Below are 26,134 nucleotides of genomic sequence, written 5' to 3'. Positions count from 1 at the left end.
ATTTCTAATTTTAAATCAGAAAATTAGCAGTTAGAAAAATTAAAGAACATTACCCATACTTACACAGTGGTAACCAGCATCTACGTGTATGACTTCTCCAGTGATGCCAGAAGCCATATCTGAACATAAGAAAGCAACTGTATTACCAACTTCCATAATATCAACATTTTTCTTAAGTGGAGAAACTGTAGCATTATAATCAAGCATCTTTTTAAAGTTGCTAATACCAGAGGCTGCTAAAGTCTTAATAGGACCAGCCGAAACAGCATTTACATTTATACCATCTTCACCAAGAGCTAAAGCAGTGTACCTAACAGTAGCCTCTAAAGACGCTTTAGCAATACCCATAGTATTATAACTTGGCATAGCTTTTTCAGCACCAATATAAGTAAGCGCAACTAAAGAAGCGTTTCTACCTTTCATCATCTGACGGCCTTCTTTAGCTAAAGCAGCAAAAGAATATGCACTAATATCATGAGCAATAGCAAAACCCTCTCGCGTAACACAATCAATAAAGTTGCCTTCTAACTGATCACGAGGAGCAAATGCAATAGAGTGAATGATGCCATCAAGCCCATCCCATACTTTGTTTAACTCTACGAATAAATTTTTGATTTGTTCATCTGAAGTTACATCACAAGGCAAAACAGCTGCTGGATTAAATTCCGTGCACAATTTTTCCACTCTTTCCTTAAATTGATCTACGTACGTAAACGCAAGTTCTGCACCTTCCCTATACATAGCTTTTGCAATACCATAGGCGATCGATTTATTACTTAAAAGACCTGTGACTAATATTTTTTTACCCTTCAAAAAACCCATGTTTTTATTCTCCTTTGTGGATTTTAACTAAATTTTGATAAACACACTTAACAAAACATATTATATGAATATCTTAAACTAATAGCTATAATTATAAATAATCAAACATTAAAACACTAGATTAATTTTAAGTATAGGTAATAAACATATGAAATGTAAAGGTAAAAAAATTATAGCTAATGCTCATGGAGAAGTAAGCTTTGATCGTGCTAAAGCAAGCTGGAATATAATGAAAATAACCTCCGAACTTGTTGAAGGATATGAACGCTTAGATAATATCACCCCTGCTATAAGTATATTTGGATCAGCTAGACTAAAAGAAGATGATCATCACTATATACAAGCAGAGAAGCTAGCCAGAGTACTTTCTGATAGTGGGTTTTCTATCATTACTGGAGGCGGATCAGGTATAATGGAAGCCGGTAACAAAGGCGCCCAACAAGGATGTTCCTCAAGTGTAGGGTTAAATATAACCCTTCCTTTCGAACAAGTTCCAAACAGCTACCAAGATATATCCTTATTTTACAGATATTTCTTCACACGTAAAGCGATGTTTATTAAACATTCAATGGCATATATTGTTATGCCAGGAGGTTTTGGGACATTGGACGAGCTATTTGATACAACAACCCTCGTACAAACTAAGAAAAAAGCTTACATGCCAATTATACTCTTTGGTAAAGGTTTTTGGGGCGGATTATTAGAGTGGATTAAAACAACCATGGTTAGCAAAGGGGTAGTAACAGAACAAGAAGTTGAGTTATTAACTTTAGTCGATAGTATTGAAGAAGTAGTTGAAATTATACAAGAGCATTATAATAATACTTATAGCTCCAAAGAGCATGCAAAAATCGTATTTTAGGAGAGTAATATGGACATCAATAGTATTTCTACAGCTCTAATAAATAATTCCATACCTATAATTACAGTTTTCTCTGTACTTGTCCATGTGTTCTGTGGCCTAGGTATAGCAAAAGATATCCCAAAAATTCTTGATAAAAGACTTACGACAATATTATTGCCTAAAAATATATGGATTTTAATTGGCTTAATATCTGGAGTTTGGGGATTGTTGATATATTGGTTAATTCATCACTCTAATATCTCAAAAGGCTAATTATAATGATCAAATATCCAATTATGAATATCTATATCATGATGCAGCATGATCACTAGAAAATTTTAATTCTGGATATATATTTTCAATATCTTTTTTTATAATGTCATGAATAACCTCATCACTTAAGGTATGTCCTGACCCTTTTATGATATTATATTTATCAAATGTCCTTTGAAAAAACTTATTATCTACTATGTCATCATTTTCTGCTAGAGTTATCCTAATTGCCTTATTAAGCTTACCTAGGCTGCCATTTAATAACAGTAATAAATATGCTCCTAAAAATTTCCTAAATTTAACCTTTCTTAATACCAACATAGTTTTATAATGTATAAAAAAAGGTGTAACTAAATGCAATTTACAATATAACTTCTTATCTAATAATGAAGAAATTCCAGCTGACATTGAAATCGCATAAATAAGATCATAGTTTTGAGCGTTTACTTGATATTTATTAATTATTTTATTAAGTTTTCGTCTAACAAATATAGGACTACCTAAAGCTACTGTTGTGATTTTAACTTTTAAACCATTTATCTCACAGTGTTCAACGCTATCACCCTTACTATAATAACCTCTTATTACTAAAACGTTCATATACGAATTTTATCTCTCTTTTTTCTCAATCAGTTCTATTTGGTATCCATCAGGATCTTTGATAAATGCTATAACAGATGTGCCTCCTTTCACAGGACCTGCTTGACGTGTGACAACACCCCCTTTAGATATAACATCTTGACAAGCTTTGTAAACATCATCTACTTCCATACATAAATGCCCAAAAGCATTACCATGGTTATACTCATGGTCCCCCCAGTTATATGTTAATTCAAGCACTGTGTTATCATTAATATCTCCATAGCTCAAAAACACTAAAGTATATTTATACTCTTGATTATCAGTTTTTTTAATAACCTTCATTCCTAGTATATTAGTATAGAATTTTATAGACTTGTCCAAATCTCTAACTCTTATCATCACGTGTGCAAATCTCATAACCCCACCTTCTAAAATTGTCTTTATAAATTTAGTTTGTTATATTATAACAAATTTTATTTCCCCTGTTCGCAAACATCCAGGATTATCAAAACTAAGGATTAACATGTCTAATTTTGAATTACTTATATTTTATACTTTTATTGATTTTTTTATTCTTTTTTTAGCTTTTAGATTATTTGGAAAAAAAGGAGTCACTATATTTATAATCATTAGCCTTATAGCTGCTAATATACAAGTAAATAAAGCTGTTGAATACAATATATTTGGTCTACATATTATAGCGACTCTTGGCAATGTAATGTTTGGCGGCATTTTTATGGCTAATGATCTGCTAAATGAAAAATACGGAAGAAGTGAGGCTCGCAGAGTTGTATTAATATCTGTTTTTTTTGGGATTTCATTTATATTGTTAATGCTTATATCAACATTCTACCAAACTGTCAGTAATGATGAATTTTATAAAAAATCTAGCAACGCTCTTGATTTTTTCTTTTCTCTAAGTGGTGGCGCCCTTAAAGCTGTTATAATAGGAAATTTAGTGTATCTAATTTCACAGCTTTTTGATGTTTTAATATACGCAAAACTTAAAAGCTATAGTAATGGCATAAAGTGGCTTTGGTTTAGAAATACAACCTCTACGTTAGTTTCTCAAATTATTGATACTGTCCTAATAACTTACAGCTTTGCATTTGCTGGCATTATTCCTATGCAATATGCTTTAGAGGTAGTATTCTCTACACTATTAATTAAATACATAATTGCTATTATAAATGCTCCTTTATTTTATCTATTAGCGTTTATAAAACCAAAGAATTCGTAAACATTATAAATACCAAGAATCTAACTTTTGTTTAAACTTATCAAGCCCCAATTTACTTAAAGAAGAAAATAGTTGATAAGAAACTTTTTCTGTTGATTTAAAATTTTTAATAAAACTTTCAAGCATTCTATTAGCTTCTGCTTTTTGCTTATTGTTAAGTTTATCAGCTTTGGTAAGAAGAATATGTAAATTTAGATCATATGAAATTGCCATCTCTATCATCAAACAATCAAACTCTTTTAACTCATGACGAGAATCTACTAAAAGAACTACTCCCTTCAAACATTGACGAGAAGTCAAATAGTGCTCCATCTCTCTTTGCCATACTTTCTTTATAGATTCAGAAACTTTAGCATAACCATATCCTGGTAAGTCAACCAAACGTTTATTATCACTCAGATCAAATAAGTTTATAAGCTGAGTTCTACCTGGTGTCTTACTTACTCTTGCTAAACTTTTTTGTTCTGTTAATGTGTTCAAAGCACTAGACTTACCGGCATTAGAGCGACCTGCGAAAGCAACTTCAATTCCAATATCCTCTGGAAGCTGAGTAACTTTAGCAGCACCCATTATATATTTTGCATGGTGATAATTCATAAGTTATGCTCTTTTCTTATTTTTTCAAGAAACTGGTGACATGCTGTGTCTAACATTAGGAAAACTTTTTCAAAATTATTTTCATAATATGGGTCAGGCACATCGGTTAAAGAAATTGTTGGAGCATAATCTAAAATTTTAGAAACCTTCGAAAAATCAGCACTAGGAAACATTTGCTTCATTGTATCAAGATTTTCCTGATCCATAACTAATATATAATCATAATCATTAAAATGAAACTCTTCCAACTGCTCTGAGGTTAAATCTGATAAATCACAATCATATTTCTTTGCCATTTCTATTGACCTAATATCTGCAAAGTCACCTTCATGACCCCATTTACGTGAACAAGTACCGGCAGAAGCGATCGAAATAGTCTCATACAAGCTATTTTGCTTAACGATATCTCTAAATATCCCATGGGCAGTTGGTGACCTACAAATATTGCCCTTGCATACAAATAGTATTTTTACTAAACTCATTTTTTAATGACTCCTACTATTTAGCCTTTTTCATATCTTCAGCAAGTTTACTATCTGGTTTTAATTTAAAACCTTGAAAAAATTTGCTATCTGGTTTAAGCATAAATACTACTTCGTTCTTACCACTAAAACTTTCTTTATATGAGTTCATACTCTTTAAAAACTCATATAATGGTATTGAGCTAGCGTAAGCATCTGCAAATATTTTAGCAGCTTTTGCATCTGCCTCTGCTCTTATAATTTTAGATTGCTTTTCTGCTTCTGCAATAGTTACAGTAACTTTAGCGTCTGCTGCTGCTTTGGTTTTTTCTGCAGCTTTCTCACCTTCTGCTCTTATACGAGAAGCTTCTTTATGTCTAGATGACTTCATACGCTGATATATTGACTCTGTAATAGTTTCTGGCAAATCAATTTGATTTACTCTTACATCAACAATAGAGATTCCAATTTCTTTAGCTTGAACAGCAACGTCTTTTGCCAAAGCTATCATCAACTTATCACGATCATTATTTACCAAGCTTTGAATATCATTTTTACCAACCTCTGCTCTTAATGATGATTCTAAAAATTGTTTTAATAAGGTTTCTGCCCTAAAAACCAGACCACTTGTACTAGTGAAGAATCTAGAAATATCATTTATTCTCCAAACTACGTAAGCATTTATTAAGACATCTTTTTTCTCTTTGGTAACTACTCTTGATGAATCTGTTGTTAAAACTCTATTTCTCATATCATAGTTTTTAACTGTATCCAAGAATGGTATTTTGATATGGATTCCTGGTTTATACTCTATTACTTTACTATCTTCTTTAACAAGCTCACCTAGTCTCAAAAGTACAGACTCTGTTCCTTGTTTTACTATAAATTTACTGCTTAAAATTAAGAATAAACTAACCACCACAAGTATCAAGAGTATTTTTGATAAGTTTTTCATGTTTTAGTTACTCCCTTGTGTATTTGACGATGCTAATACATTTCTTTGAGCTTCATTTAAGCCATAAAAGATATTTTTAGCACCATCTCCATCTATTAGAAAAATCTTATTATTTTGTAAGACCTTTGAAATTGTATCAAAATACATTTGATTAGTTACAATATCAGGGCTAGTTTTATAGATTGGTAATAGTTGCTCAAACTGAGCTACTTCTGCCTGGGCCTCTAACACAACTTGCTGCTTATAAGCATTTGCTTGATCTACAATCCTTTGAGCTCTACCTTCTGCTACAGGTATAATTCTATTTGCATAAGATTCAGCTTCATTTTGTAATCTAGCTTGGTCTTCTCTAGCTTTTATAACATCATCAAAAGCTTCTTTTACTGCTTCTGGAGCCTGTGCTGGCTGCATGATAATATCACTTACATATATACCAGATTTGTACTGTCTCAATAAAGCTTCCATTTCATCTTTAACCCGAATCGCTATAGCAGCTCTTTTTGTTGTTAAGATATCAGATAAATTACTTTGACCTACTACTTGTCTAACAGCACTCTCCAATGATTGCTGTAAAAGTTGGAATGGATCAGTATTAGCAAATAAATAATCTTCTAAACTTGAAATGCGATACTGTACTGTAAAAGAAATATGTACTATATTCTCTTCTGAAGTTAACATATCTCTTTGTAGTGAAATAGTTTTTAGCTCCTGAACATTTTCTTTATAAACCTTATCTACACCCATAGGATACCAATGCAACCCTGACTCAACTATTTTGGAAAATTTTCCGAATCTAAGTACAGCAGCCTGTTCAGCTGGTTGCACCACATAAAACCCAAAACCGACCCAAATAGCTATGAGCAAACCTATTACTATGGCTGCTATTTTACCTAATGGAGGCGTTTGAAAGTTCTGATTTTTATTAGCATTCTTAGAATAAATACTTTCATTATCATCACCATTATCCTTTTTCTTCTTGAAGAAAAACTTTTTAATCATCTCCTCTAAGTCTGGTGGACCCTGGTCTGAATTTTTATTCCAAAACCATCTTTGTTTTATTTTTTTAATCATTTTTATATTCCTATACTATGAAACATTATACCAAAAACTGCTGAAGGTCTAATTCAAACTCTCTATTAAAGCGTTCAAAGTCGGGTTCTGATATAATTATATCTAATATATAATTACCCTCTTCAGATATTTGTTCTTTTTCTATAACACCAAGATCATACATCATAGATCTAATCTTAGAATATTTTGATGGCAACTCTAAAGTTCCTTTAAACCATGACTTATTAAAAAAAGTTGCTAAAGCTGTATAAAACTCATCTAATCCTTCACCTGTTACTGCTGAAAGGTAAACCCTAGCAATAACACTCTCCTCTGAATTATCGACTGCTACAAAATTAGGTCTGATACTTTCAAGTTTGTCTATCTTATTATAAACACAAATTTTTTCTTTATCACCTATACCAATTTCATTTAATACTTTGTTAACTTGCTCTATATAACTTTTATAACCCTCATCAGCATAGTCTATAACATGAACCAACAAGTCTGACTCTATAGCTTCCTCTAAGGTTGCATGAAAAGCTTCGACCAAATCATGAGGTAGGTTTTTGATAAACCCTACAGTATCTGAGAAGATTACCTCACCTAGCTTAGGTATGCTTACTTTACGTAAAGTTGGATCTAGGGTTGCAAATAACTGGTCTTTTACTAAAACTTGAGCATTCGTGAGTTTGTTAAATAATGTTGATTTACCTGCATTTGTGTAGCCTACAAATGAAATCGTGGGGATGTTATTTTTACGACGAGATGACCTACTTAGATCTCGGTGGTGTTTTACTTTTTCTAATTTTTGAGTTATCTGCTTAATCCTTTGTCTAATCAAGCGTCTATCTATCTCAAGCTGAGTCTCACCTGGTCCACCACGTACACCGATACCACCTTTTTGCCTTTCTAAGTGAGTCCAACCTTTAACCAACCTAGTTGACTGATAATTTAATTGAGCTAGCTCAACTTGTAACTTACCTTCATGTGTTTTGGCCCGTAAGGAAAATATCTCTAATATAAGCCGCGTTCTATCCATTATCTTGCATTCAAGGTATTTCTCTATGTTTCGCTCTTGAGATGGACTTAAAGGATGATTAAAGATTACAAGATCAGCTTCTATTTCATCACGTTTATTTTTTATCATCTCCATCTTACCCATACCACAAAAATACTTTATGTCAGGCTCTGGATGGTTAAAATCTAGAGAATCTAGTACAACTTTATCTGCTGCTAATACTAAACCTTTTAGCTCAACGGCGTCAGCATTTAGTTCTCGACGGTATTTAAAATTTATATTTACCAGCAAGCATTTACTGCCTGCATCATAAGATTGGAAAAATTCCATTAAATAATGTACCTCACAATGGAATTAATAAAGAAAAAGAAAAAAGGTATTATTGTTCAATATGTTCGTTACTTTCTTGAATTTCAAGTTCGTCTGTGTGAATATCATCTACATTTTCATCTTGATCGTCATTAGAATTTTGATGATATGGATTAAATGAACTATAAACCATTCTTACACTCTTAGCTGGTACTATTGTTGAAATAGCATGCTTATAAACCATTTGGTTTACTGTGTTTCTAAGCACTATACAAAACTGATCAAAAGCTTCGATTTGCCCTTGTAGCTTAATTCCATTAACTAAGTATACAGATACACTAATTTTTTCTTTTCTTAACGCATTCAAAAATGGGTCTTGTAAAGATGATATTCTTGACATTGTTTCACTTCCTTTTAGTTATTTAATTATAATTATTATTTTATCAAGTTTAACAATTAAACTTAGCTACACATTTTAACAATATTTATATTTATCAGCAAATTTTATTTGTGAAATAATTATGGGCTTTCTACAAAACTTCCTAATTAATAGACCTCTTGCATAACCTGCTGAATTGGTTAAACTTTTTATTGTAATGATGTTGATGAAATTTGAGCAGATTAAAGATGAGTCACCAGAATGATTCCGTAGACTTACAGGTGTTAAACGCACTACTTTTACTGTCATGACAAAGATATTAAAAGAAGCGCAAGTCCAATTAAAAGCACAAGGAGGTAAGCCGAATAAATTGTCTATAGAAGATATGCTGCTTATGGCGCTGGAATACTTACGCGAATATAGAACATATTTCCATATTTCACGCAGCTATGGTCTAAGTAAAAGTGCTTGTTATCGTAATATACGCTGGGTTGAAGATACTCTGATTAAAGATGGGCAATTCTCATTGCCTGGACGTAAGGCATTATTAAAAAGTGACGTTGACTATGAGATTGTACTGATAGATGCGACTGAAACACCGATTGAACGACCTAAAAAAACAAAGAAGAACCCTCTAACCAAAGAAGACAAAAAGAGAAATCGTGAACTATCTAGCCAACGTGTTCTTAATGAGAATGAGCATGGTTAAGCGATTTAAAATTATTGCCGATCGTTATAGAAACAGAAGAAAAAGATTTGGTTTGAGGTTTAATTTGGTTGCTGGAATTTATAATTTCGAGCTCTAGATAGGTTATGCAAGAGGTCTAATGGTTCTTTAGAGTGGTTTAAAAACACTTGGGGAATGTTGCCTGGAAACCCTTTCGATTAACTGTAGTAACTAAGTTTTAATTTAAAAATTATTTTTAATCTTTATTTGTTTATGAAAGTTTACAAGTAAATTCTATTAAAAATTCTTTATACCTATCAAATTTACTATATATCCAATGGTTTAGTAAAGTCGTAATATGTTCTCTACTTCTTAGATCAAATTAAATACTGACTTTCATCTAGTTAGAAATAAGAAGTACTACTATATATCAATTAATATCTTAAACGACGTATCAACGGGGGACACACAACTATGGGCAAATTATATGAAGAATTAAACACGCGAGTCAGTGAAAATGGTAATAAAGGCCACTCTGGACAAATTTTATATGTAAAACTTCTTGCCAGGGCCCTACCGGAACCTGGGAATGAATACAAAGAAGCAGAGAGACTAGGATATTACCTTAGGCTCTTAAGTCTGAATAATGCGCGAAATCCGCGGAGACAAGAATTTTTATGTGTCGTTTATAACTACAACTGGAATAGATTCGGTAAGCAAAATATTCGTGATAAAATTAGTGCTACAACTTCAATTAATAAAATAAGGGACTCGTTGAATAAATTGCATCGGAGCCTTATATATGAATTAGAGAGATACCAAGTACAAGGGCAACATAAAAACGTAGCCGAAAGCTTACGAAAAACTTTTTATCAAATCTGTGATCCGATAAATCTTTTAGAATCGGAAACGATGCCAAACGGATTTAAAGAAGTAACTCAGGAATCACTAATACAATATAATAGCACTCCTTATGGCATTTGCAGGAACGCGGTTTTAGCTGAGGGACGACTAATCGCTAAGAAATTGGGGGTAAATCCGCTCGATGTTTACTATCATTTTATCGATGATGTGATGGAAGGAGGGCTTTTGATTCCTCGCCGCGAATATCTCTTGGAGTATTCTCCGGACGTTCACGATGGTATTATATATGGTAATGACTGGTTTTCAAACATAATCCAGGCGGAGATGGTTCCTAGAATTGGGGTTATGCATTCTGGGTATCAATATAGTGTTCACGACCGTGACGTGATTGCAGAAAATGATAAGAATAGATATATGAGGGCAACTATTTGGATCGGATTCTTATCCTGGCGAATACTGTTTGTTGTTAAACGGGTTTTTGGTTGACGAGTATTTTAAACAAAACCAAGAACCTCTTTTCGGGTTAGGTAAGGCTGAAGGGCAAATGGTGATGAGTAAGTTACTGACGATCGTTAACAACAGGAAAAAGACGTTAGATCTAAATTTTGCTGGGAACTCTTTCGCAACTTTCAGCCTTTGTAGTGAAGTCGCCTTTGTGACTGCACCGGGGCGGCATATTAAGGGCACGGATCTTAAGGATGTTAATAGTCAAAAATTATCATTATATAATAAAACAAATAGAGACATCGTAAGGCTGGACTTAGATGATCAGACACAACCATTGACTTATTTAAATGTGCTTAACTCTGCAGATAGAAAACTCGATAAAAAACTTGATAAAAATATGAGGAAACAACTTGAGATAAAGGAAAAAGACCGTGATGATAAAGGTAAGCGACTATCTGTTATTACTAAATTTTTAGATAATTTTCTCGAAGATGAAAAGGATTCACCTTCTCCACTTGGCGTACCTGGGAAGAAGCTTAGAGGGAAGAACTTTCGTATGTTAACCCATGAAAAACTAAAGAAAGCCTTTAAAGATTTAATTATGGGTGTTCCGAAGAAGTCAACCTATAACATTCCTGCGATCCAGCAAATTGAATTGGAAAATATTGATGGAATTGGCCTACAGCAACTATTTGGTGGTTCATCATACAGTGGCTTAAACGACAATCAACTTATACTGTTATGGACTGCTCCTTACGAGTTTATGATGGATTATTTTATGGATGCTCTACCGGACCCGCTCCCTCTCCTAAGCTTAAGCTATAAAAAGATGTCTATGCTTGATTATAATACTAAGGTTAATATGGTTATGAAGTACTTCAAGGACCTTTTAAACTGCTCGGAAGAATCGCTTAGAGCCGGCATTGAACTTATCCTGGAGGCTGGTTCGCCAACTAAAGAGGAGCGTACGGCTGCTGCTTTGGTCTTTTTGGATCATATTATCAAACTATTTAGCTTCGAACCTAGCGCTGATATAAGACAGTACCTGAGGCGTCGTGCAGTGCTGCGGAATCTAATTTTTAATATACTTAGGGCAAATCTCTGACTTGTATTGCATAATACTCGAATAATCTAATTTTTGTTTAAATCATTTTTGGTTCTGTCGCAAACTGACTACTACATAAATTTATAGTATAATTTTATTATAAATATTTCTTTATTTTTTCAATGTTAGATTTTACAAGAGGTCTAATATAGTTTCATCGTTTTTACCACCTATGTACATCTTCTTTAAAACTTTTATTTACTTATAACAAACCAATCTAACCTAAGCTAAAAAAGTTCAAAACTTGAGATTCTTTATGTATGTCTTCCATTGCTATAATCTTTATACTATCCTGCCAATTTCGTATCCAAGTAAGTTGCCGTTTTGCAAGCTGCCTTGTTGCTACGATACCTTTATCAACAAACTCATTATAGCTTATATCACCGTCAAGATATTCCCATGCTTGACGATAACCAACACTTCTTATAGCTGTAGTATCTTTGGTTAGCTTTGGGTTTTCTTTAAGCTTTTTGACTTCTTCTAAAAAGCCCTGTTCTAACATCTGTTTAAATCTTAGTTCTATATTTTTATGTAATAAAGATCTATCATTTGGGACTACAGCACATAGCTTCAAATCTTCTTTTAAACCACCGACTTTAGAGTTTTTGACAAGTTCAGAATATTTCTTACCACTTATCATAATAACCTCTAAAGCTCTAAATATTCGCTGTTGATCATTTGGGTTGAGTTTTTGGGCGGCATCTGGATCCATTTCATAGAGCTGTTGATATAGGCATTTTAAACCTCTTTCTTTTTTTTCTAATTCCAAAATAGATCTTATTTCAAGTTGGCTTTCAGGTAAACTTGATAGCCCTTCTATTAGCCCTTTAAAATAAAGCATAGTGCCACCAACTAATAATACCTCTTTTCCTTTAGACCATATTTTCAATTTAAGCTTATTAACACTAGAAATAAAATCTGCTACTGAAAAATTCTCCGTGGGCTCTATAATATCAATTAGATGATGCTTTATACCATCTTGTTCCTGCATAGTTGGCTTGGCTGTACCTATATTCATATGCCTATAAACTAAAGATGAATCAACACTAATAATTTCAGCGTTGATCTTTTTAGCGATTGATATTGAAAGAGCTGTCTTACCTGAGGCTGTAGGACCAGCTATGCCATAAACTGGCTTATTCATTTAGATACTTATAATCGATTTTTACTGGAATATTCTCTTTAATATTTTGTAGATAGAAGTTAAGCTCTTCTTGCTTGTAACTTGTTTCAACCTTATCAGGAATAGTAGCTTTTTTAAAGTTTTCTGACTGGATTTTCATTACTTTATAAATGTATATATTTCCATCTAAAGCCTTATATTCATGATAACCAGTATTACTATTTAATAATACAAAATCGCTAAAATCTTTTGATAAGGTTTTAGAGTTGCTAGAAACTACTGCTTTTTCAAACCTTTGTTGTACTTTTTGATTCTTATTTAACTCAGCTAATATCTTATTTGATTTTTCTAAAGCTAAAACCTGTAATTGCTCTAAAATATAGGCTTGAGCAACCTTTTCTTTAACTTTATCAAATAATTGTAACATTGCTTTTTGTTGTTTATTTACCTGATAGATCAAGGTTTTGTCTTCTGATAATGGAATACTTGCATATTTACCTGTACTGACAAAAAACAAATTACTCTCAATACCTTCTATATTAGTGTTTTGGTTATCTACGACATTAGCGATTTTTGGTTTACCTACTTTTTTCTCAAGCTCAGCAAATTTAATACTATCAACATTTTTAATATAAGAGTTATATTGTTGTAAAGCATCTCTATTTTGAATAATCTTTTTAATAGTCTCTTTTGTATTGTTATTAAATTCTTCAAATAAATCTCTATTGTTCTCGTAATATTCTTTTATTTGTGAATCACTTATGTCAGTTTTAGGTTTAAAATCATCTTTTGAAATAACAATGTAGCTAATATCTAACTTAGCAGGGCTTATATACTCGTTTTTATGGGTCTTGTAATAGTCCTTTAATACTTGAGTATTTGTTTTAATCTGGTCTTTTAAATCTTTTGAAGAAATTTTTATATATTCAATTGTTTTATTAACTGAATAAACCTCAGATAAAGACTTTTTCTCGTAATCAGTAATAAAAGAAGTATCCATAATGGTTTGAGGAATAATACTAGCTTTGATATTTTGCAAAAGCATCTGCTCTAGCTTACCTAAACCACCAAAATAAGTGGCTAATTGTTTTAACTTATCACTAGAGAATTTTCCATTCTCGAAAAACATAGGGTTACTAAATATAGCTGCTTGTAACATCAATTTTGAAATTTGAATGTTATGTTGCTGAGAATCTGCCAAAACTAAATACTGATTAACTAGCTGGTCAAGTAATTGTTGCTTTTGAATCTTTGATGTAGCATTTTGTGTATATTGCTCAAATTGCTTGGTACTAATTTCATTACCCCCAACCTTTGCAACATATGATTTACTAGCTCCTACATTTGTAAAAAAGAAACTCATGCCAGTTATTACAAAAACAAAACTTATAGAAATAATAATTATCCAAGTAAATGGTCCTTTTAGCCTATCATTGAAAGACTGTAACATTTTTTTCAACCTCAATTTTAATAAAAATTTATAAACTACCCCACATATGGCTACCCATCATAAAACTATTACTGTTTTCCATGCTAGTGGGAAACTACAAATGCAAAATTCATAAACTAAAAGATCCTCATATAAAGCATAAGGATGACAACATTAGATTAATTTTTTTAGCTATATTTATTATAACAGTATTATAAGAGGTTGGCTATATACTATATATAGGTAAAAAAAAGGCACACTTGTTAAGCATGCCTTTAAAAAAACCACTAAAGTGTGTGTATATTTTAAAATTATTTAACCGCGTCTTTAAGACCTTTACCAGCCTTAAAGCTAGGAACTTTTGACGCAGCAATTTTGATAGGTTCACCTGTTTTAGGATTTCTACCCTCTCTTGCGCTTCTTTCTTTAACTTGAAAAGTGCCAAAACCAACTAAAGTTACACTGTCACCTACCTTTAAAGCTTTAGTTACTGCTGCAATAGTAGCATCTAAAGTTTTACTAGCAACTTCTTTAGTAACATCTGCTTCCTTTGCAATAGCGCTTACTAATTCACCTTTATTCATTTTTAAGACTCCTTCTGTTTGTACTGACATACTGTCAAATAACTTTATAACACTAAAAAATAACCTTTTCAATAAAAAAAGCTAAAAAACTCTTAATAAAACATCTTTTATGTTATTTACGGGGGTTATTTTTAGTTTTTCTGTTATTTCTTTATCAATTTCAACTAAATTCTTAACATTTTGTTTTGGTATTAAAACTTCCTTAATTCCACCTCTCAAGGCAGCTAAAAGTTTCTCTTTCAAACCACCTATAGCCAAGACATCTCCTCGTAAAGTCACCTCTCCAGTCATTGCAATATCATTGCGAACTGGTTTGTTTGTATACACAGAAACCAAGGCTGTAGTCATAGCAATACCTGCACTTGGACCATCTTTAGGTGTAGCACCTTCTGGAACATGAATATGGATATCTTTTTTCTCGTAGAAATCATCTTCAAGCTTATAGTCTTTTGATATAGAACGCACAACGCTAAATGCCGCGTCAATAGATTCTTTCATAACATTGCCTAAGCTACCCGTATATTTAACTTTTCCTTTACCTGGCATAGCTAAAGCTTCTATAGTTAAAAGCTCACCACCAACGGAAGTCCAAGCCAAACCTGTAACTTGCCCAACTTTAGGTTTTAAATTTTTAACACCATAGTCATACTGATAAACTCCTAAATACTCTTCTAGATTTTTTTGAGTAATTGAAGTTTTAGTAATTTCTGAATTTTTAAGTGCATTTTTGACTACTTTACGACAAATACTGTCAATTTTTTGCTGTAAATTTCTAACCCCTGCCTCTCTTGTATAATATCTAATAATATCTAAAACTGCTATTGGTGTAAAAGTTAACTCTTTATTATTTAAACCGTTATTTGCTAAAGCTTTTGGGATTAAATATTGCTTAGCAATAGCCTGCTTCTCTAACTCTGTATAGCCAGATAAATTAATAATCTCTAATCTATCACGCAAAGCTGGATCTATATCTAAAGAATTAGCTGTTGCCACAAACATAACCTTTGACAAATCATAGTCTATTTCTAAATAATGATCATTGAAAGTATTATTTTGCTCAGGATCAAGAACTTCTAACAATGCCGCAGATGGATCTCCCCTAAAATCAGACGAAATTTTATCTATTTCATCTAATAAAAATAATGGATTTTCTGTTTTCGCTTTAATTATCTTTTGGATTATTTGTCCTGGCATAGACCCTATATAAGTACGGCGATGACCTCTTATTTCTGATTCATCACGAACTCCACCTAAAGCCATACGTATATACTCTCGCCCCGTTGCTCTAGCTATAGATTGTCCTATAGAAGTTTTACCGACACCTGGAGGACCCACTAAACATAAAATAGGAGCTTTTGTGTTTGAATCTCTCTTAATTTGAACAGCTAAATGCTCTAATATACGATCTTTAACTTTTTTAATACCATAATGGTCTTTTTCCAAAACTTTTTCTGCTAGGTTAATATCTTTTTTAACTTTAGTGCGCTTACCCCATGGCAAAGAAAGTATAGTTTCAATATAGTTTCTAGATACAGCAGATTCTGAAGATGAAGGTGGCATAGACTTCAATTTTTTGAGTTCTTTTAAACACTTTTCTTTTGCTTCTTTAGACATCTTTGTAGATTCTATTTTCTTTTTAAGCGCCGAAATTTCAGACTCTTCATCAGCCTCACCCAGTTCTTTATAAATAGCCTTAACTTGCTCATTTAAATAATACTCTCTTTGGTTCTTATCTACTTGAGCCTTTACTCTATCTTTAATTTTTGCTTCTAACTCTAATATTTCAAGCTCTTCCTCTAGGCATGTCAGCAGGATTAATGCTTTAGCTTTTAAATCATCTGCTTCTAAGATTTTTTGTTTCTTAGCAATACTTGAATTAAGAATAGTTGCTATTTCATATATAAATTTATCTGGTTGCTGTGTATTTATTAGTGTTGATAATGCTTCTTTGGTTATTGTACCACTATATTCAACAAATTCTTTTAGCGATTCTGATATAGATAAAATTATAGCTTTTAGCTCTTTACTTAGCTGAGTAGAATCTTGAGTTTGAATAGGCTTTGAAGCATCTTGTTGTATATGAGCATAAATGCAGTCTTTTTCATCTATGTATTTATCTACTATTGTTTTAGTTAATCCCTCGACTATAATCTTTAAACTTCCATCTGGAAGCTTCATTATCTGTATAACTTTTGCTAAAGTAGCTATATCATAAATATTTTCAGCAACGTCTCCTGAACTAGAACCATTTTTTTGAGTAGCTAACAGTATATAGTTATTATAATTATTAGATGCTTCCTTTACTGCGTTTATAGATTTTTTACGTCCTACATTCAAAGGAATTGTCATGTTAGGATAAATAACAACATCACGTAGTGGAATAACAGGAACTACGTTTAAAATTTCTGCCATAAGTTTGTATAACTCCTGTAAATTAAATTAGGTCTGTTAATTGTTTATACTCTTGAGTTTTTGTAACCAAGATAGGCTCTTCTTGCTCCAAGATAGTTTTATCATTTATTATAATCTTACTGATATTCTGAGTTGATGGAATATAAAACATTAACTCTAGTAATACCCCTTCAAGAATAGTTCTTAAACCTCTAGCACCTGTTTTTTTAACTATAGCTTTTTTAGCTATTTCAATAAGAGCCTGATCTGTAAATTCAACCTCTATATCATCAAATTTAAATAACTTAATATATTGTTTTACCAAAGCATTTTTTGGCTCTTTAAGGATTCTTACCAGATCATCTTCTTTTAGTTCATTTAAAACAGTAACTATAGGTAAACGTCCAATAAGTTCAGGAATCAAACCAAATTTAGTTAAATCTTCACTTTCTACTTTTTGCATAAGTTTTTCTGTATTAAGGTTATTTTTTTGCTCAATTATGTCTGCATTAAACCCAATACTTACCTTATCCATTCTATGTTTTACAGCTTTTTCAATACCAGCAAAAGCACCTCCACAAATAAATAAGATATTCGTAGTATCAACTTCTATCATCTCTTGATTAGGGTGCTTTCTACCCCCTTTAGGTGGTACCGAAGCTACTGTACCCTCTATAAGCTTAAGTAACGCCTGTTGAACACCTTCACCAGATACATCTCGAGTTATAGATGCACTTTCAGACTTACGAGCAATTTTGTCAATTTCATCTATATAAATAATACCTTTTTGTGCTTTAGCAACATCAAAATCAGCGTTCTGTAATAATCTAACTATTATATTTTCAACATCATCACCTACATACCCAGCCTCTGTAAGAGTTGTAGCATCTGCAATAGCAAATGGAACATTAAGTAGTTTAGCTAAAGTTTGGGCAAATAACGTTTTACCAGAACCAGTTGGTCCTATCAAAAGAACATTACTTTTTTTAAGCTCAGTATCATCTTCATTTAGTATTTTAGATGTAATTCTTTTATAATGGTTATAAACTGCCACAGATAAAACTTTTTTAGCTTTATCTTGCCCAATTATATAATCATCTAAATATTTTTTAATTTCTAATGGTTTAGGCAGTTTTTCAAAACTTATATCTTCAACTCCAGTAGCGTTATTGCCACTATGAATTTTACTTACACATTTATCAATACACTCATTACAAATATTACCTTCTCTACCAGCTATAATATTTTTTACTTCTTGCTGTGACTTCCCGCAGAAAGAACAATATAGAATTTTAGACATCTTTATTAACTAGATTCCTTTAATTGATTTACTTTTTTATTGCTTCACGTGACTGAATAACATGGTCTATTAAACCATATTCTTTTGCTTCTTCTGCCATCATAAATTTATCTCTATCTGTATCTTTTACTATAGTTTCAATATCTTGACCCGTGTGGTAAGCCAAAATATCATTTAATCTTTCTTTAATTCGTAAAATATTTTTAGCATGAATCTCTATATCAGATGCTTGCCCTCTAAAACCACCTAATGGCTGATGAATCATTATTTGTGAACTAGGTAAGCTATATCTTTTACCTTTTGCTCCACCTGCTAATAAAAGAGACCCCATACTAGCAGCAAGTCCTATACAAATAGTGTTGACATCTGGCTTTATAAATTGCATCGTATCATACACACCCATACCCGCTGTAACCATACCACCAGGTGAATTAATATAAAAATAAATATCTTTTTCTGGATCTTCTGATTCTAAAAACAGTAATTGTGCAATAACTAAGTTTGCTGATTGATCATTTACCTCTCCATTTAAAAAAACTATTCGTTCTTTTAAAAGTCTTGAATAAATATCAAAAGCACGCTCGCCATTTGCACTTTTTTCTATAACAGTAGGTACTAAATTATTAGTTATCATTTATAAAAAACCTCTTTAATCCAGATTTTAATTTAAAACCCAGCTCGTTGTGCTTGCATATTTTCTTTAATAATCTCAAAGAAATCTTCTTTTTTATCGCTAACTTTAGCTTGTTGTAAAACCCAATCTGTTAGTTTATTTTCTATTACTAAGGCTCTTAAATTATTCATTTCTCTTGAGTTTTTCTTAATTTGACTCTTAGTTTTTTCTGGTTCTTCATATGCTTGAACCATCTCGTCTAATAAACTGTCAACATCCTTATCATCAACTTCAAAGCTTTGAGTTTTAATTATACTATCAAGTATCAAACTTGTTTTTACTTTTTGTTTAGCGTTTGCTTCAAATAAATTATCTGGTAACTGGTTAATATCAAAATTGCTTTTTGCTCCACCCATACTATTTAGCAGATTTTGTTTAGCAGCATCAATTTCTCTTTTAATTAAAGCTTTTGGTACATCAAATTCAACTATCTCTCTTAAGCCTTTGAAAACTTGTTCTTTAACCTTCCTTTGGATTATAAACTTAAGCTCACGTTGCATATTTTCTTTGATTTCTGCTTCAAAATTATCAACCCCGCCTTTCACTCCAAATTTTTCAATAAATTCTTCATTTATTTCAGGTAATTCTGGTTGCTGAATTTTTTTAAGTGTTATATCAAATTGAGCTTCTTTACCTGCAAGGTCTTCATTTTTGTAGTCTTTTGGAAAAATAACTGTAATAGTTTTTTGCTCATCCTTTTGCATACCAACAATACCATCCTCAAAACCTGGAATCATCTGTCCTGAACCAATAATCACGTCTGTATCATTAGCTGAACCGCCCTCAAAAACTTCACCATCTTTTTTACCAACAAAATCTATAGTAACTTTATCGTCTGTTTTCACAACTCTATCAACCTCAGAATAAGTAGCAAGCTGCTTTCTAAGATTTTCTATCATTTGCTTAACTTCTTTATCGCTTAGTTCAACTATTGGTTTTTGAACTTCTATCTTTTCATAACCATTTACTTCAACTTCTGGAAATAGCTCAAGATTAACTACAAACTTAAGATTTTGACCCTCTTTATTTTCTTTTAAATCAACTTCTACACCAGCAACTTCAAGTTTTTCATCTTGTATAGCTTTTGTGTATTTTTTAGGTATTAAGTCTGATATAACCTCAAAACGGATTTGTTCACCATATTTATTTTTTACTAAACTTACTGGAACTTTACCAGGTCTAAAACCATCTAGTTTTATTGATTTAGCAGTTTGTGATATTTTTTGAGCTACCATATTATCAATTTCATTAGCTGGTACTTCTATAAGTAATGAACAATTAATTCCTTCTTTCTTTTCAACAGTTACGTGCATTTTAACTTTTCCTATTTTTTATTTAACAATGTCCTAGTAGCAAATTTTAACTATCATCACCTAGATTGTCTATATCTTTATTTTGTAAATTATATGACAACCTAAAACATTTACTGTAAAATCCAACATATTATTATATAGCTACTTAAGTCATTTATATGATAACTATCATCATAAATACATGTCTACTAATAACACCTTTTATCCTAGCTTTCTGCCACAATACTATTATTTACAGCAAACATCATAGTAAAATGTACGCAAACTACTTTATAGCTTGCAACATCAGTGTCATAACTTTTATTAACAGCTATATGTGTTTATTATATGGGGATAGTATAAGTAAATTTCAAGGTTGGATTTTTACTCCTGCAATTTTTCAAATTGGTGTTTTCCAACTAAGTATGTTTTTCTTCTCAATAATAGCAATAATTAAAAAACTACCCTTTAAAGCTGCTTGCTTGATTTTTTTTAGTATTTACAGCATTTTAAGCTCATTTACATTATTAACTGATGATAGCCATAACCAGTTCATAGCTATTTTATTTGCTATGAATATGATAACTGGGTTAATTGCATATATATTATACAGATTAATTGATAGGTAGAATCAAACTAGTAATTTTATTGACAATATCTAGACTTAATCGATGCTATAGCTTGATCGTAAACTATATCCATCTCTTCTCTAGAGCCTACACCTCCACCTATTTCATATAATTTACCATCAGCAACACCGTATATAGCTGCATGTATAGTAAATTTCAGACCCTTCTGCCAAGCTGCTTTTACAACTGTAGTTTTACATAAGTTTAAAGCTTGATGTAGAGCGTTTAACTCACACATGACATCTACTTTTTTCTTCATATAGTTTTCTTCATCTTGCCTAAAACAACCTAAAGTCTCTTCTATAAATTTTTTATTTTGTTCTTTTACTTCATGAATAGATGTTAACCAGTTATCAATAAGACCATAACTTTTATCTCTTACAACTGTTTCTACACCGCCACATGCGTAATGTCCACAAACAATAATCTTTTTTACTTTTAAAACTTCGATAGCAAATTGTAAAACTGATAGGCAATTAAGGTCTGTCAAAGAAACAACGTTTGCAACGTTACGATGCACGAAAACTTCTCCTGGTACCAGCCCACAAACTTGGTTAGCTGGTACTCGACTATCTGAGCAACCTATCCAAAGATACTCTGGAGACTGTCCTTTTGATAATGTTTCAAAGAATTTTGGGTTAGTTTTTTTAACTTCCTCTGCCCATTCTCTATTACCTTTAATTAACTCATTTATATTACTCATATCCTTCTTCCTATATTTTTTTAAAAAAACTTGTTTTATGCTTAAGGAGCTTTTTTTATTTTCCATTTATTTTTAGCTACATTAGCGTACTGCTAACTAAATTTCAATAGTAACTTCACCTTGCAAAGACTTTTCAAAAGATTCTTTTATCTGATTTTGTGATAAACCTTTTTGACCCAATAAATAAAACAATTTACCAAATGCTGCTTCATCTGTCATATCATATCCCGATACAACTCCTGCCTTAACTAAGCCACTAGCAGCTTTATAAGCCCCCATCTTAACACTTCCATACATACATTGTGTGCAATTAACTATCACAACACCTTTATCATTTGCACTAGCAAGTATATCGTGGATTTCAGGCTCATCTATCATATTCCCAGTTCCATAAGTTTTAAGGATTAACCCCTGGATTGGTGGTTCCAGAATATTCTGTAATATTTTTTTACTCATACCTGGGAAAACGTTTAAAATAGCAATATTAGGTATATCTAAGCTTCCTAATTGTGTTTGTTTAAAATCTATGTTGCGTTGCCATAGTAACTTATCGTCCAGTTTAATATCTACACCTGCATGGGCCAATACAGGGTAATTTGGGGATGAGAACGCATCAAATCCTGTTGCGCTTACTTTTGTAGTTCTATTGCCTCTTAATAAACGTTTATTAAAATACACGCATACTTCCTTAACCATGTCACTACAAGCAAATATGAGACTGTTTAAAATATTAGATACTGCATCTGAACGAATTTGTGAAATAGGAATTTGCGAGCCTGTTACGATAACTGGTTTTTGAATTTCTCCTAGTATAAAAGACAAAATAGAAGCCGTGTAAGCTAATGTATCTGTACCATGTAAAACTACAAAACCATCATAACTATCATAGTTTTTAACAATATCTAGAGCTAAAGTCAACCAATTTGTAGGCTTAATGTTAGAAGAATCAATGAGTGGTCTGTATTCTTTTATAACAAACTTTGGCATTTTATGATTATAAAAGTCTATTATGTCGTTAATTGTTTTTGTTAAATAACCTTTTTCTACATCATAACCATTAGCTGTGCTGACCATCCCTATAGTACCGCCAGTATATAAAACTAAAATTTTTTTATGATTAAGACTTTTCATGCGATTTTCCTATAAGCTCTAATATTGCTTTATTTGCTAACTGATCTGCCTTTTCATTACCCTGGTTACCACTATGTCCTTTAACCCAATGCCAACTAACCTCATGTGTCTTTGTCAGCTGGTCTAATTCTTGCCATAAGTCTTTATTTTTGACTTCTTTTTTACCACTAGTTTTCCAACCATTTGCTTTCCAGTTACTCAACCACTGATTAATTCCATTTTGTAAATATTTCGAATCCGTAAAGATACTAATTTGGCATTTCCTTTTCAAAGCTTTTAATGTCTCAATTGCAGCTAAAAGCTCCATTCTGTTGTTTGTTGTATCAAATTCTGCCCCATATATTTCCTTGGTGGTGTCACCATAACTTAAAATAGCCCCCCAACCGCCTATTCCAGGATTTCCTTTACAAGCTCCATCGGTATATGCAACTAAACTATTTTTTTTCATAAGAATCCTTATATATGCCTTTAGCATTTACACTACTATATGCTTCACATTTAGCTGGTTTTTCAAATAACTCTGAAACCTCTAAAGGATCTATTTTAAAAAAATTGTCTTTCTTAAAAAAGGCTATAAACTTTTTGCTAAAAATTCTTTTAAATAAATTGATCAAAGCACTATCAGAATTTATTAATAACTCTATCTTTTTATTAAGAAATCCATTTGAAAGAAACTTTGAAACAAGCCTATAAGCTCTAACATTTGTAGTTCCTGCAACAATAATTTCTCCATCATCTGAAAGGCAGAAATACAGCTGATTTAGCAAAGCTTTTTGCTCCTGTCTAGCATCCACAAAAGCTCCGTCAATTATAATTAAATCAAAAAACCTAGGCTCAAACGGCCAGGCACAAATATCAAAAATGCAGCCATTTTTATTAGTCTCTAAATACCCTGAACAAATCACTGTTTTTAATGATTTAATCTTACTTGCGTAATTACATGCTAAATTTGTAATTACCAAAGTTTTTTTATACCAACGTTGCTGAAGATATTTAATGATAATCCGGTCTTTTACTGTCATAAACTAATTTATCAAACTTCTCATTCTGTCAAAATAATCTGGACACGTTTTATTAACAGCTTCAGCATTAGTAATAATAATTTTATCAACCATTAAACCTAATAAAGCTAATGACATCGCTATCCTATGATCATTGTAGCTATCAATTTCGGCTGATTTTAAATTACTTTTTATTGGTGAAATTAATATACTATCTTCTGTAGTTTCAACATAAACTCCTAGTTTAGTTAACCCCTCTGCCATAGCTGCGACTCGGTCTGACTCTTGTCCACGTGTATGGCTAAGACCTTCTATATAGGTATCACCTTCAGCAAAACAAGCTATTGCAGCTAAAGTCATAAAGGTATCAGAAAAATTACGCATATTTATATGTATTCCTTTTAAGTGATTATTTCCAATCACTTCGATGCCATCATCATGATAATTAATAGTACAACCTATTTTTTGTAACACTTCTAGGAACTTTATATCTCCTTGTTTAGACTGCCTGGTTACATTCATAACTTTAATAGCAGAACCTGTAATAGCAGCAAACGCCCAAAAATATGAAGCTGTAGACACATCTGGCTCGACTATATACCTTCCAGGTGAAACATAATTAGTTTTTTTAGCTTTATAAATGTGATTATCAACTTCAACATTTACTCCAAACTCTAACATAACCTTAGTTGTCATATCCAAATATGGTTGCTTATGATCCGTAATTGACTCTAAAGTCAAAACATCTTGCATTAATGGTGCCGCCATGAGTAATCCAGAAGCAAATTGTGAGCTTTTTTTACCATCAATTTTGACATGTCCACCATTTAAAAGATTTGAATATATAGTTATTGGCATTGCATAGCCAATATTGTGATATGTAACTTGCATCCCAAGTTCTTCCAAAGACTTTAACTGATCAGCTATAGGTCTTTCCATCATCCTTTTTGTTGCATACACATAATACTTACTACCATTTTCTTGGACAGCACACATGGGAATTATAAATCTAGTTAAAGTTCCTGATTCATTACAAAAAATTTTGGCGTTTTTATTCTTAAATGCTCCATCACAACCATTTATAACTAGCGTTTTTGCTTGTTGATTATGCTCAATATCACAACCAAGTTCTTTTAATGCTGCTACACAAGTTAAAACATCAGCGCTGTTAGGCAAATTTTCAAACCTAGTTTGACCTTTAGATACAGCAGCTATTATTAAAGCTCTATTAGATAAACTCTTTGAGCCATCAAGATATACTTGTTTTTTAACTTGTGTTTTTAGTCTAGGTATACAATCTTTCATTTAGACCGTTCTAGTAAAATTTATTATATAACAGCTATATTAGCATAAGTAACTTTAAGATAAAGAAAGATTTATCAACTAAGGTTTTTAACCGCTTTTTTAAGCTTAACTAATGCCTCTTCTTCTATTTGACGAACTCGTTCAGCAGAAATTTTATATTTATCTGCTAAATCCTGAAGGGTAGTCTTTTCTTCTAACAAGTATCTAGACATAACAATATCCTTTGTACGAGTATCAAAATTACTTAGAACTTCTCTTACTGCAACCATAAGATTATCATAATAATCTTGTTGGATCGCTTGATGCTCAATATCCGAGGATTTATCTTCAAGATGTAGGCTTTGTTGATTTGTATCTTCTCCTTCATTATCTTTATACGGTAAATCAAGACTTGCATCACCTTGACACATTCTTTTTTCCATCTCTATAACGGTTTCTTCTTTAACTCCAAGTTCATCTGCTATCTGCTTTATATCTTCAGAGGTTAGCCAACCTACCTTACTCTTGCTACCTCTTAAATTAAAAAATAGTTTTCTCTGCGCCTTTGTTGTCGCAACCTTTACAATTTTCCAATTTTTAAGAACATAATCATGCATCTCTGCCTTAATCCAATGAACAGCAAAAGAAACTAGTCGAACCCCCTGTTCTGGATCGAACTTACTTACTGCTTTCATAAGACCAATATTACCCTCTTGGATAAGATCTGCGATAGATAGACCATACCCACCAAAGCCTTTTGCAATTTTAGTCACAAATCTGAGGTGTGCTAAGACTAGCTGGTGAGCTGCGTCTAAATCTTTTTTATATTTATAAAGCCTTGCTAATTCTTGCTCCTCTTCAACAGATAAAATAGGCAAGCTATTAACAAAATTAAGATACGAATTTAGGTTATTATCTGATACTACAGGTAAAGTTTTAGACTTAGTTGTAATAGGATAATATTTCTTTTTAAGCATA

General features: G+C 32.0%; 28 protein-coding genes and 1 pseudogene. 7 read left to right on the top strand and 22 right to left on the bottom strand.

All coding sequences use genetic code 11. The annotated features are described in order from the left end of the window. Positions 1–39 precede the first annotated feature (39 nt). Positions 40–822, bottom strand: a complete 783-nt coding sequence (locus tag SD28_RS03865) for an enoyl-ACP reductase FabI (protein ID WP_039124273.1) — start codon at positions 820–822, stop codon at positions 40–42. A gap of 148 nt (positions 823–970) precedes the next feature. Between SD28_RS03865 and SD28_RS03860 the strand changes: the two genes are divergently transcribed. Continuing rightward, positions 971–1,684 carry an LOG family protein gene (locus SD28_RS03860; RefSeq protein ID WP_039124271.1) on the top strand — a complete coding sequence of 238 codons (714 nt, stop codon included), beginning with the start codon at positions 971–973 and terminating at the stop codon, positions 1,682–1,684. A gap of 9 nt (positions 1,685–1,693) precedes the next feature. After that, positions 1,694–1,939, top strand: a complete 246-nt coding sequence (locus SD28_RS03855) for a hypothetical protein (protein WP_039124269.1) — start codon at positions 1,694–1,696, stop codon at positions 1,937–1,939. Positions 1,940–1,975: 36 nt separating this feature from the next. On the opposite strand, the gene SD28_RS03850 is transcribed toward SD28_RS03855, so the two are convergent. Together SD28_RS03850 and gloA are read right to left on the bottom strand one after the other, a co-directional pair. After that, complete coding sequence (locus tag SD28_RS03850) at positions 1,976–2,539, bottom strand: hypothetical protein (protein WP_039124266.1); 564 nt, start codon at positions 2,537–2,539, stop codon at positions 1,976–1,978. A 9-nt stretch (positions 2,540–2,548) separates the two neighbouring features. After that, positions 2,549–2,938: a lactoylglutathione lyase gene (gene gloA, locus SD28_RS03845; protein ID WP_039124264.1), complete on the bottom strand. Its 390-nt coding sequence runs from the start codon at positions 2,936–2,938 to the stop codon at positions 2,549–2,551. A 106-nt stretch (positions 2,939–3,044) separates the two neighbouring features. Here gloA and SD28_RS03840 point away from each other — a divergent pair, with 106 nt between their 5' ends. Next, complete coding sequence (locus SD28_RS03840; RefSeq protein ID WP_039124261.1) at positions 3,045–3,761, top strand: queuosine precursor transporter; 717 nt, start codon at positions 3,045–3,047, stop codon at positions 3,759–3,761. 3 nt (positions 3,762–3,764) lie between these two features. Here SD28_RS03840 and yihA read toward each other — a convergent pair whose 3' ends face one another. Genes yihA through hfq form a run of 6 tightly spaced genes read right to left on the bottom strand, consistent with a single transcriptional unit; the run spans position 3,765 to position 8,554 of the window. Next, on the bottom strand, positions 3,765–4,358 hold the full coding sequence (gene yihA, locus SD28_RS03835; protein ID WP_039124259.1) for a ribosome biogenesis GTP-binding protein YihA/YsxC: 594 nt from the start codon (positions 4,356–4,358) through the stop codon (positions 3,765–3,767). Beyond that, complete coding sequence (locus tag SD28_RS03830; RefSeq protein WP_039124257.1) at positions 4,355–4,840, bottom strand: low molecular weight protein-tyrosine-phosphatase; 486 nt, start codon at positions 4,838–4,840, stop codon at positions 4,355–4,357. The genes yihA and SD28_RS03830 overlap by 4 nt, the downstream gene beginning before the upstream one ends. A 16-nt stretch (positions 4,841–4,856) precedes the next feature. Further along, positions 4,857–5,774: a protease modulator HflC gene (gene hflC, locus SD28_RS03825; RefSeq protein WP_039124254.1), complete on the bottom strand. Its 918-nt coding sequence runs from the start codon at positions 5,772–5,774 to the stop codon at positions 4,857–4,859. Between the two features lie 3 nt (positions 5,775–5,777). Next, positions 5,778–6,845: an FtsH protease activity modulator HflK gene (gene hflK, locus SD28_RS03820; RefSeq protein ID WP_039124252.1), complete on the bottom strand. Its 1,068-nt coding sequence runs from the start codon at positions 6,843–6,845 to the stop codon at positions 5,778–5,780. A 25-nt stretch (positions 6,846–6,870) separates the two neighbouring features. Next, positions 6,871–8,175 (bottom strand): ribosome rescue GTPase HflX, encoded by a 1,305-nt coding sequence (gene hflX / locus SD28_RS03815; protein WP_039124250.1) that lies wholly within the window; start codon positions 8,173–8,175, stop codon positions 6,871–6,873. 49 nt (positions 8,176–8,224) lie between these two features. Next, the gene (hfq, locus tag SD28_RS03810; RefSeq protein WP_039124248.1) at positions 8,225–8,554 is read right to left on the bottom strand and encodes an RNA chaperone Hfq; all 330 of its coding nucleotides are present in this window, start codon (positions 8,552–8,554) and stop codon (positions 8,225–8,227) included. A 205-nt stretch (positions 8,555–8,759) separates the two neighbouring features. Here hfq and SD28_RS03805 point away from each other — a divergent pair. From SD28_RS03805 to SD28_RS03795, 3 genes and pseudogenes are all read left to right on the top strand, one after another. Beyond that, a pseudogene (locus SD28_RS03805) lies at positions 8,760–9,339 on the top strand (transposase family protein). 644 nt (positions 9,340–9,983) lie between these two features. Next, positions 9,984–10,550 carry a hypothetical protein gene (locus SD28_RS08080; protein ID WP_157698627.1) on the top strand — a complete coding sequence of 189 codons (567 nt, stop codon included), beginning with the start codon at positions 9,984–9,986 and terminating at the stop codon, positions 10,548–10,550. Further along, entirely contained in the window at positions 10,528–11,616 is a 1,089-nt protein-coding gene (locus SD28_RS03795) for a hypothetical protein (protein WP_169742480.1), read from the top strand. Before SD28_RS08080 ends, SD28_RS03795 begins: the two co-directional genes overlap by 23 nt. 217 nt (positions 11,617–11,833) lie before the next feature. On the opposite strand, the gene miaA is transcribed toward SD28_RS03795, so the two are convergent. From miaA to tig, 7 genes are all read right to left on the bottom strand, one after another. Then, positions 11,834–12,760: a tRNA (adenosine(37)-N6)-dimethylallyltransferase MiaA gene (miaA, locus tag SD28_RS03790; protein WP_039124241.1), complete on the bottom strand. Its 927-nt coding sequence runs from the start codon at positions 12,758–12,760 to the stop codon at positions 11,834–11,836. Beyond that, positions 12,753–14,189, bottom strand: coding sequence for a peptidylprolyl isomerase (locus tag SD28_RS03785; protein ID WP_039124239.1), 1,437 nt, complete (start codon positions 14,187–14,189; stop codon positions 12,753–12,755). The genes miaA and SD28_RS03785 overlap by 8 nt, the downstream gene beginning before the upstream one ends. Positions 14,190–14,479: 290 nt before the next feature. Further along, entirely contained in the window at positions 14,480–14,752 is a 273-nt protein-coding gene (locus SD28_RS03780; protein ID WP_039124237.1) for an HU family DNA-binding protein, read from the bottom strand. A gap of 81 nt (positions 14,753–14,833) precedes the next feature. After that, positions 14,834–17,164, bottom strand: a complete 2,331-nt coding sequence (gene lon, locus SD28_RS03775) for an endopeptidase La (RefSeq protein ID WP_039124235.1) — start codon at positions 17,162–17,164, stop codon at positions 14,834–14,836. A 22-nt stretch (positions 17,165–17,186) separates the two neighbouring features. After that, complete coding sequence (clpX, locus tag SD28_RS03770; protein WP_039124233.1) at positions 17,187–18,443, bottom strand: ATP-dependent Clp protease ATP-binding subunit ClpX; 1,257 nt, start codon at positions 18,441–18,443, stop codon at positions 17,187–17,189. A 28-nt stretch (positions 18,444–18,471) separates the two neighbouring features. Beyond that, positions 18,472–19,077: an ATP-dependent Clp endopeptidase proteolytic subunit ClpP gene (gene clpP, locus SD28_RS03765; RefSeq protein ID WP_039124230.1), complete on the bottom strand. Its 606-nt coding sequence runs from the start codon at positions 19,075–19,077 to the stop codon at positions 18,472–18,474. A gap of 32 nt (positions 19,078–19,109) precedes the next feature. Further along, a complete protein-coding gene (gene tig / locus SD28_RS03760) occupies positions 19,110–20,429 on the bottom strand; it encodes a trigger factor (RefSeq protein WP_039124228.1) in 1,320 nt (439 codons plus the stop codon). 158 nt (positions 20,430–20,587) lie between these two features. On the opposite strand from tig, the gene SD28_RS08275 reads away from it, so the two are divergent. Next, a complete protein-coding gene (locus tag SD28_RS08275; protein ID WP_039124227.1) occupies positions 20,588–21,037 on the top strand; it encodes a DUF6790 family protein in 450 nt (149 codons plus the stop codon). 16 nt (positions 21,038–21,053) lie between these two features. On the opposite strand, the gene SD28_RS03750 is transcribed toward SD28_RS08275, so the two are convergent. The 6 genes from SD28_RS03750 to rpoH form a co-directional block, all read right to left on the bottom strand. Further along, entirely contained in the window at positions 21,054–21,740 is a 687-nt protein-coding gene (locus tag SD28_RS03750) for a carbonic anhydrase (RefSeq protein ID WP_035719492.1), read from the bottom strand. Between the two features lie 96 nt (positions 21,741–21,836). Then, positions 21,837–22,871 (bottom strand): asparaginase, encoded by a 1,035-nt coding sequence (gene ansA / locus SD28_RS03745; RefSeq protein ID WP_039124225.1) that lies wholly within the window; start codon positions 22,869–22,871, stop codon positions 21,837–21,839. Beyond that, positions 22,858–23,331 carry a ribonuclease HI gene (rnhA, locus tag SD28_RS03740; protein ID WP_039125772.1) on the bottom strand — a complete coding sequence of 158 codons (474 nt, stop codon included), beginning with the start codon at positions 23,329–23,331 and terminating at the stop codon, positions 22,858–22,860. The genes ansA and rnhA overlap by 14 nt, the downstream gene beginning before the upstream one ends. Next, on the bottom strand, positions 23,306–23,893 hold the full coding sequence (locus tag SD28_RS03735; protein WP_039124223.1) for a hypothetical protein: 588 nt from the start codon (positions 23,891–23,893) through the stop codon (positions 23,306–23,308). The genes rnhA and SD28_RS03735 overlap by 26 nt, the downstream gene beginning before the upstream one ends. A gap of 3 nt (positions 23,894–23,896) precedes the next feature. Beyond that, positions 23,897–25,177 (bottom strand): 3-phosphoshikimate 1-carboxyvinyltransferase, encoded by a 1,281-nt coding sequence (aroA, locus tag SD28_RS03730; RefSeq protein ID WP_039124222.1) that lies wholly within the window; start codon positions 25,175–25,177, stop codon positions 23,897–23,899. A gap of 74 nt (positions 25,178–25,251) precedes the next feature. Further along, positions 25,252–26,133, bottom strand: coding sequence for an RNA polymerase sigma factor RpoH (gene rpoH / locus SD28_RS03725; RefSeq protein WP_039124220.1), 882 nt, complete (start codon positions 26,131–26,133; stop codon positions 25,252–25,254). Position 26,134 lies beyond the last annotated feature (1 nt).

This window comes from Allofrancisella guangzhouensis (assembly GCF_000815225.1).
In the GTDB taxonomy this organism is placed as follows: Bacteria; Pseudomonadota; Gammaproteobacteria; order Francisellales; family Francisellaceae; genus Francisella; species Francisella guangzhouensis.
The sequence above is the reverse complement of the archived record's forward strand: the minus strand, read 5'-3'. Positions and strand labels throughout refer to the sequence as shown.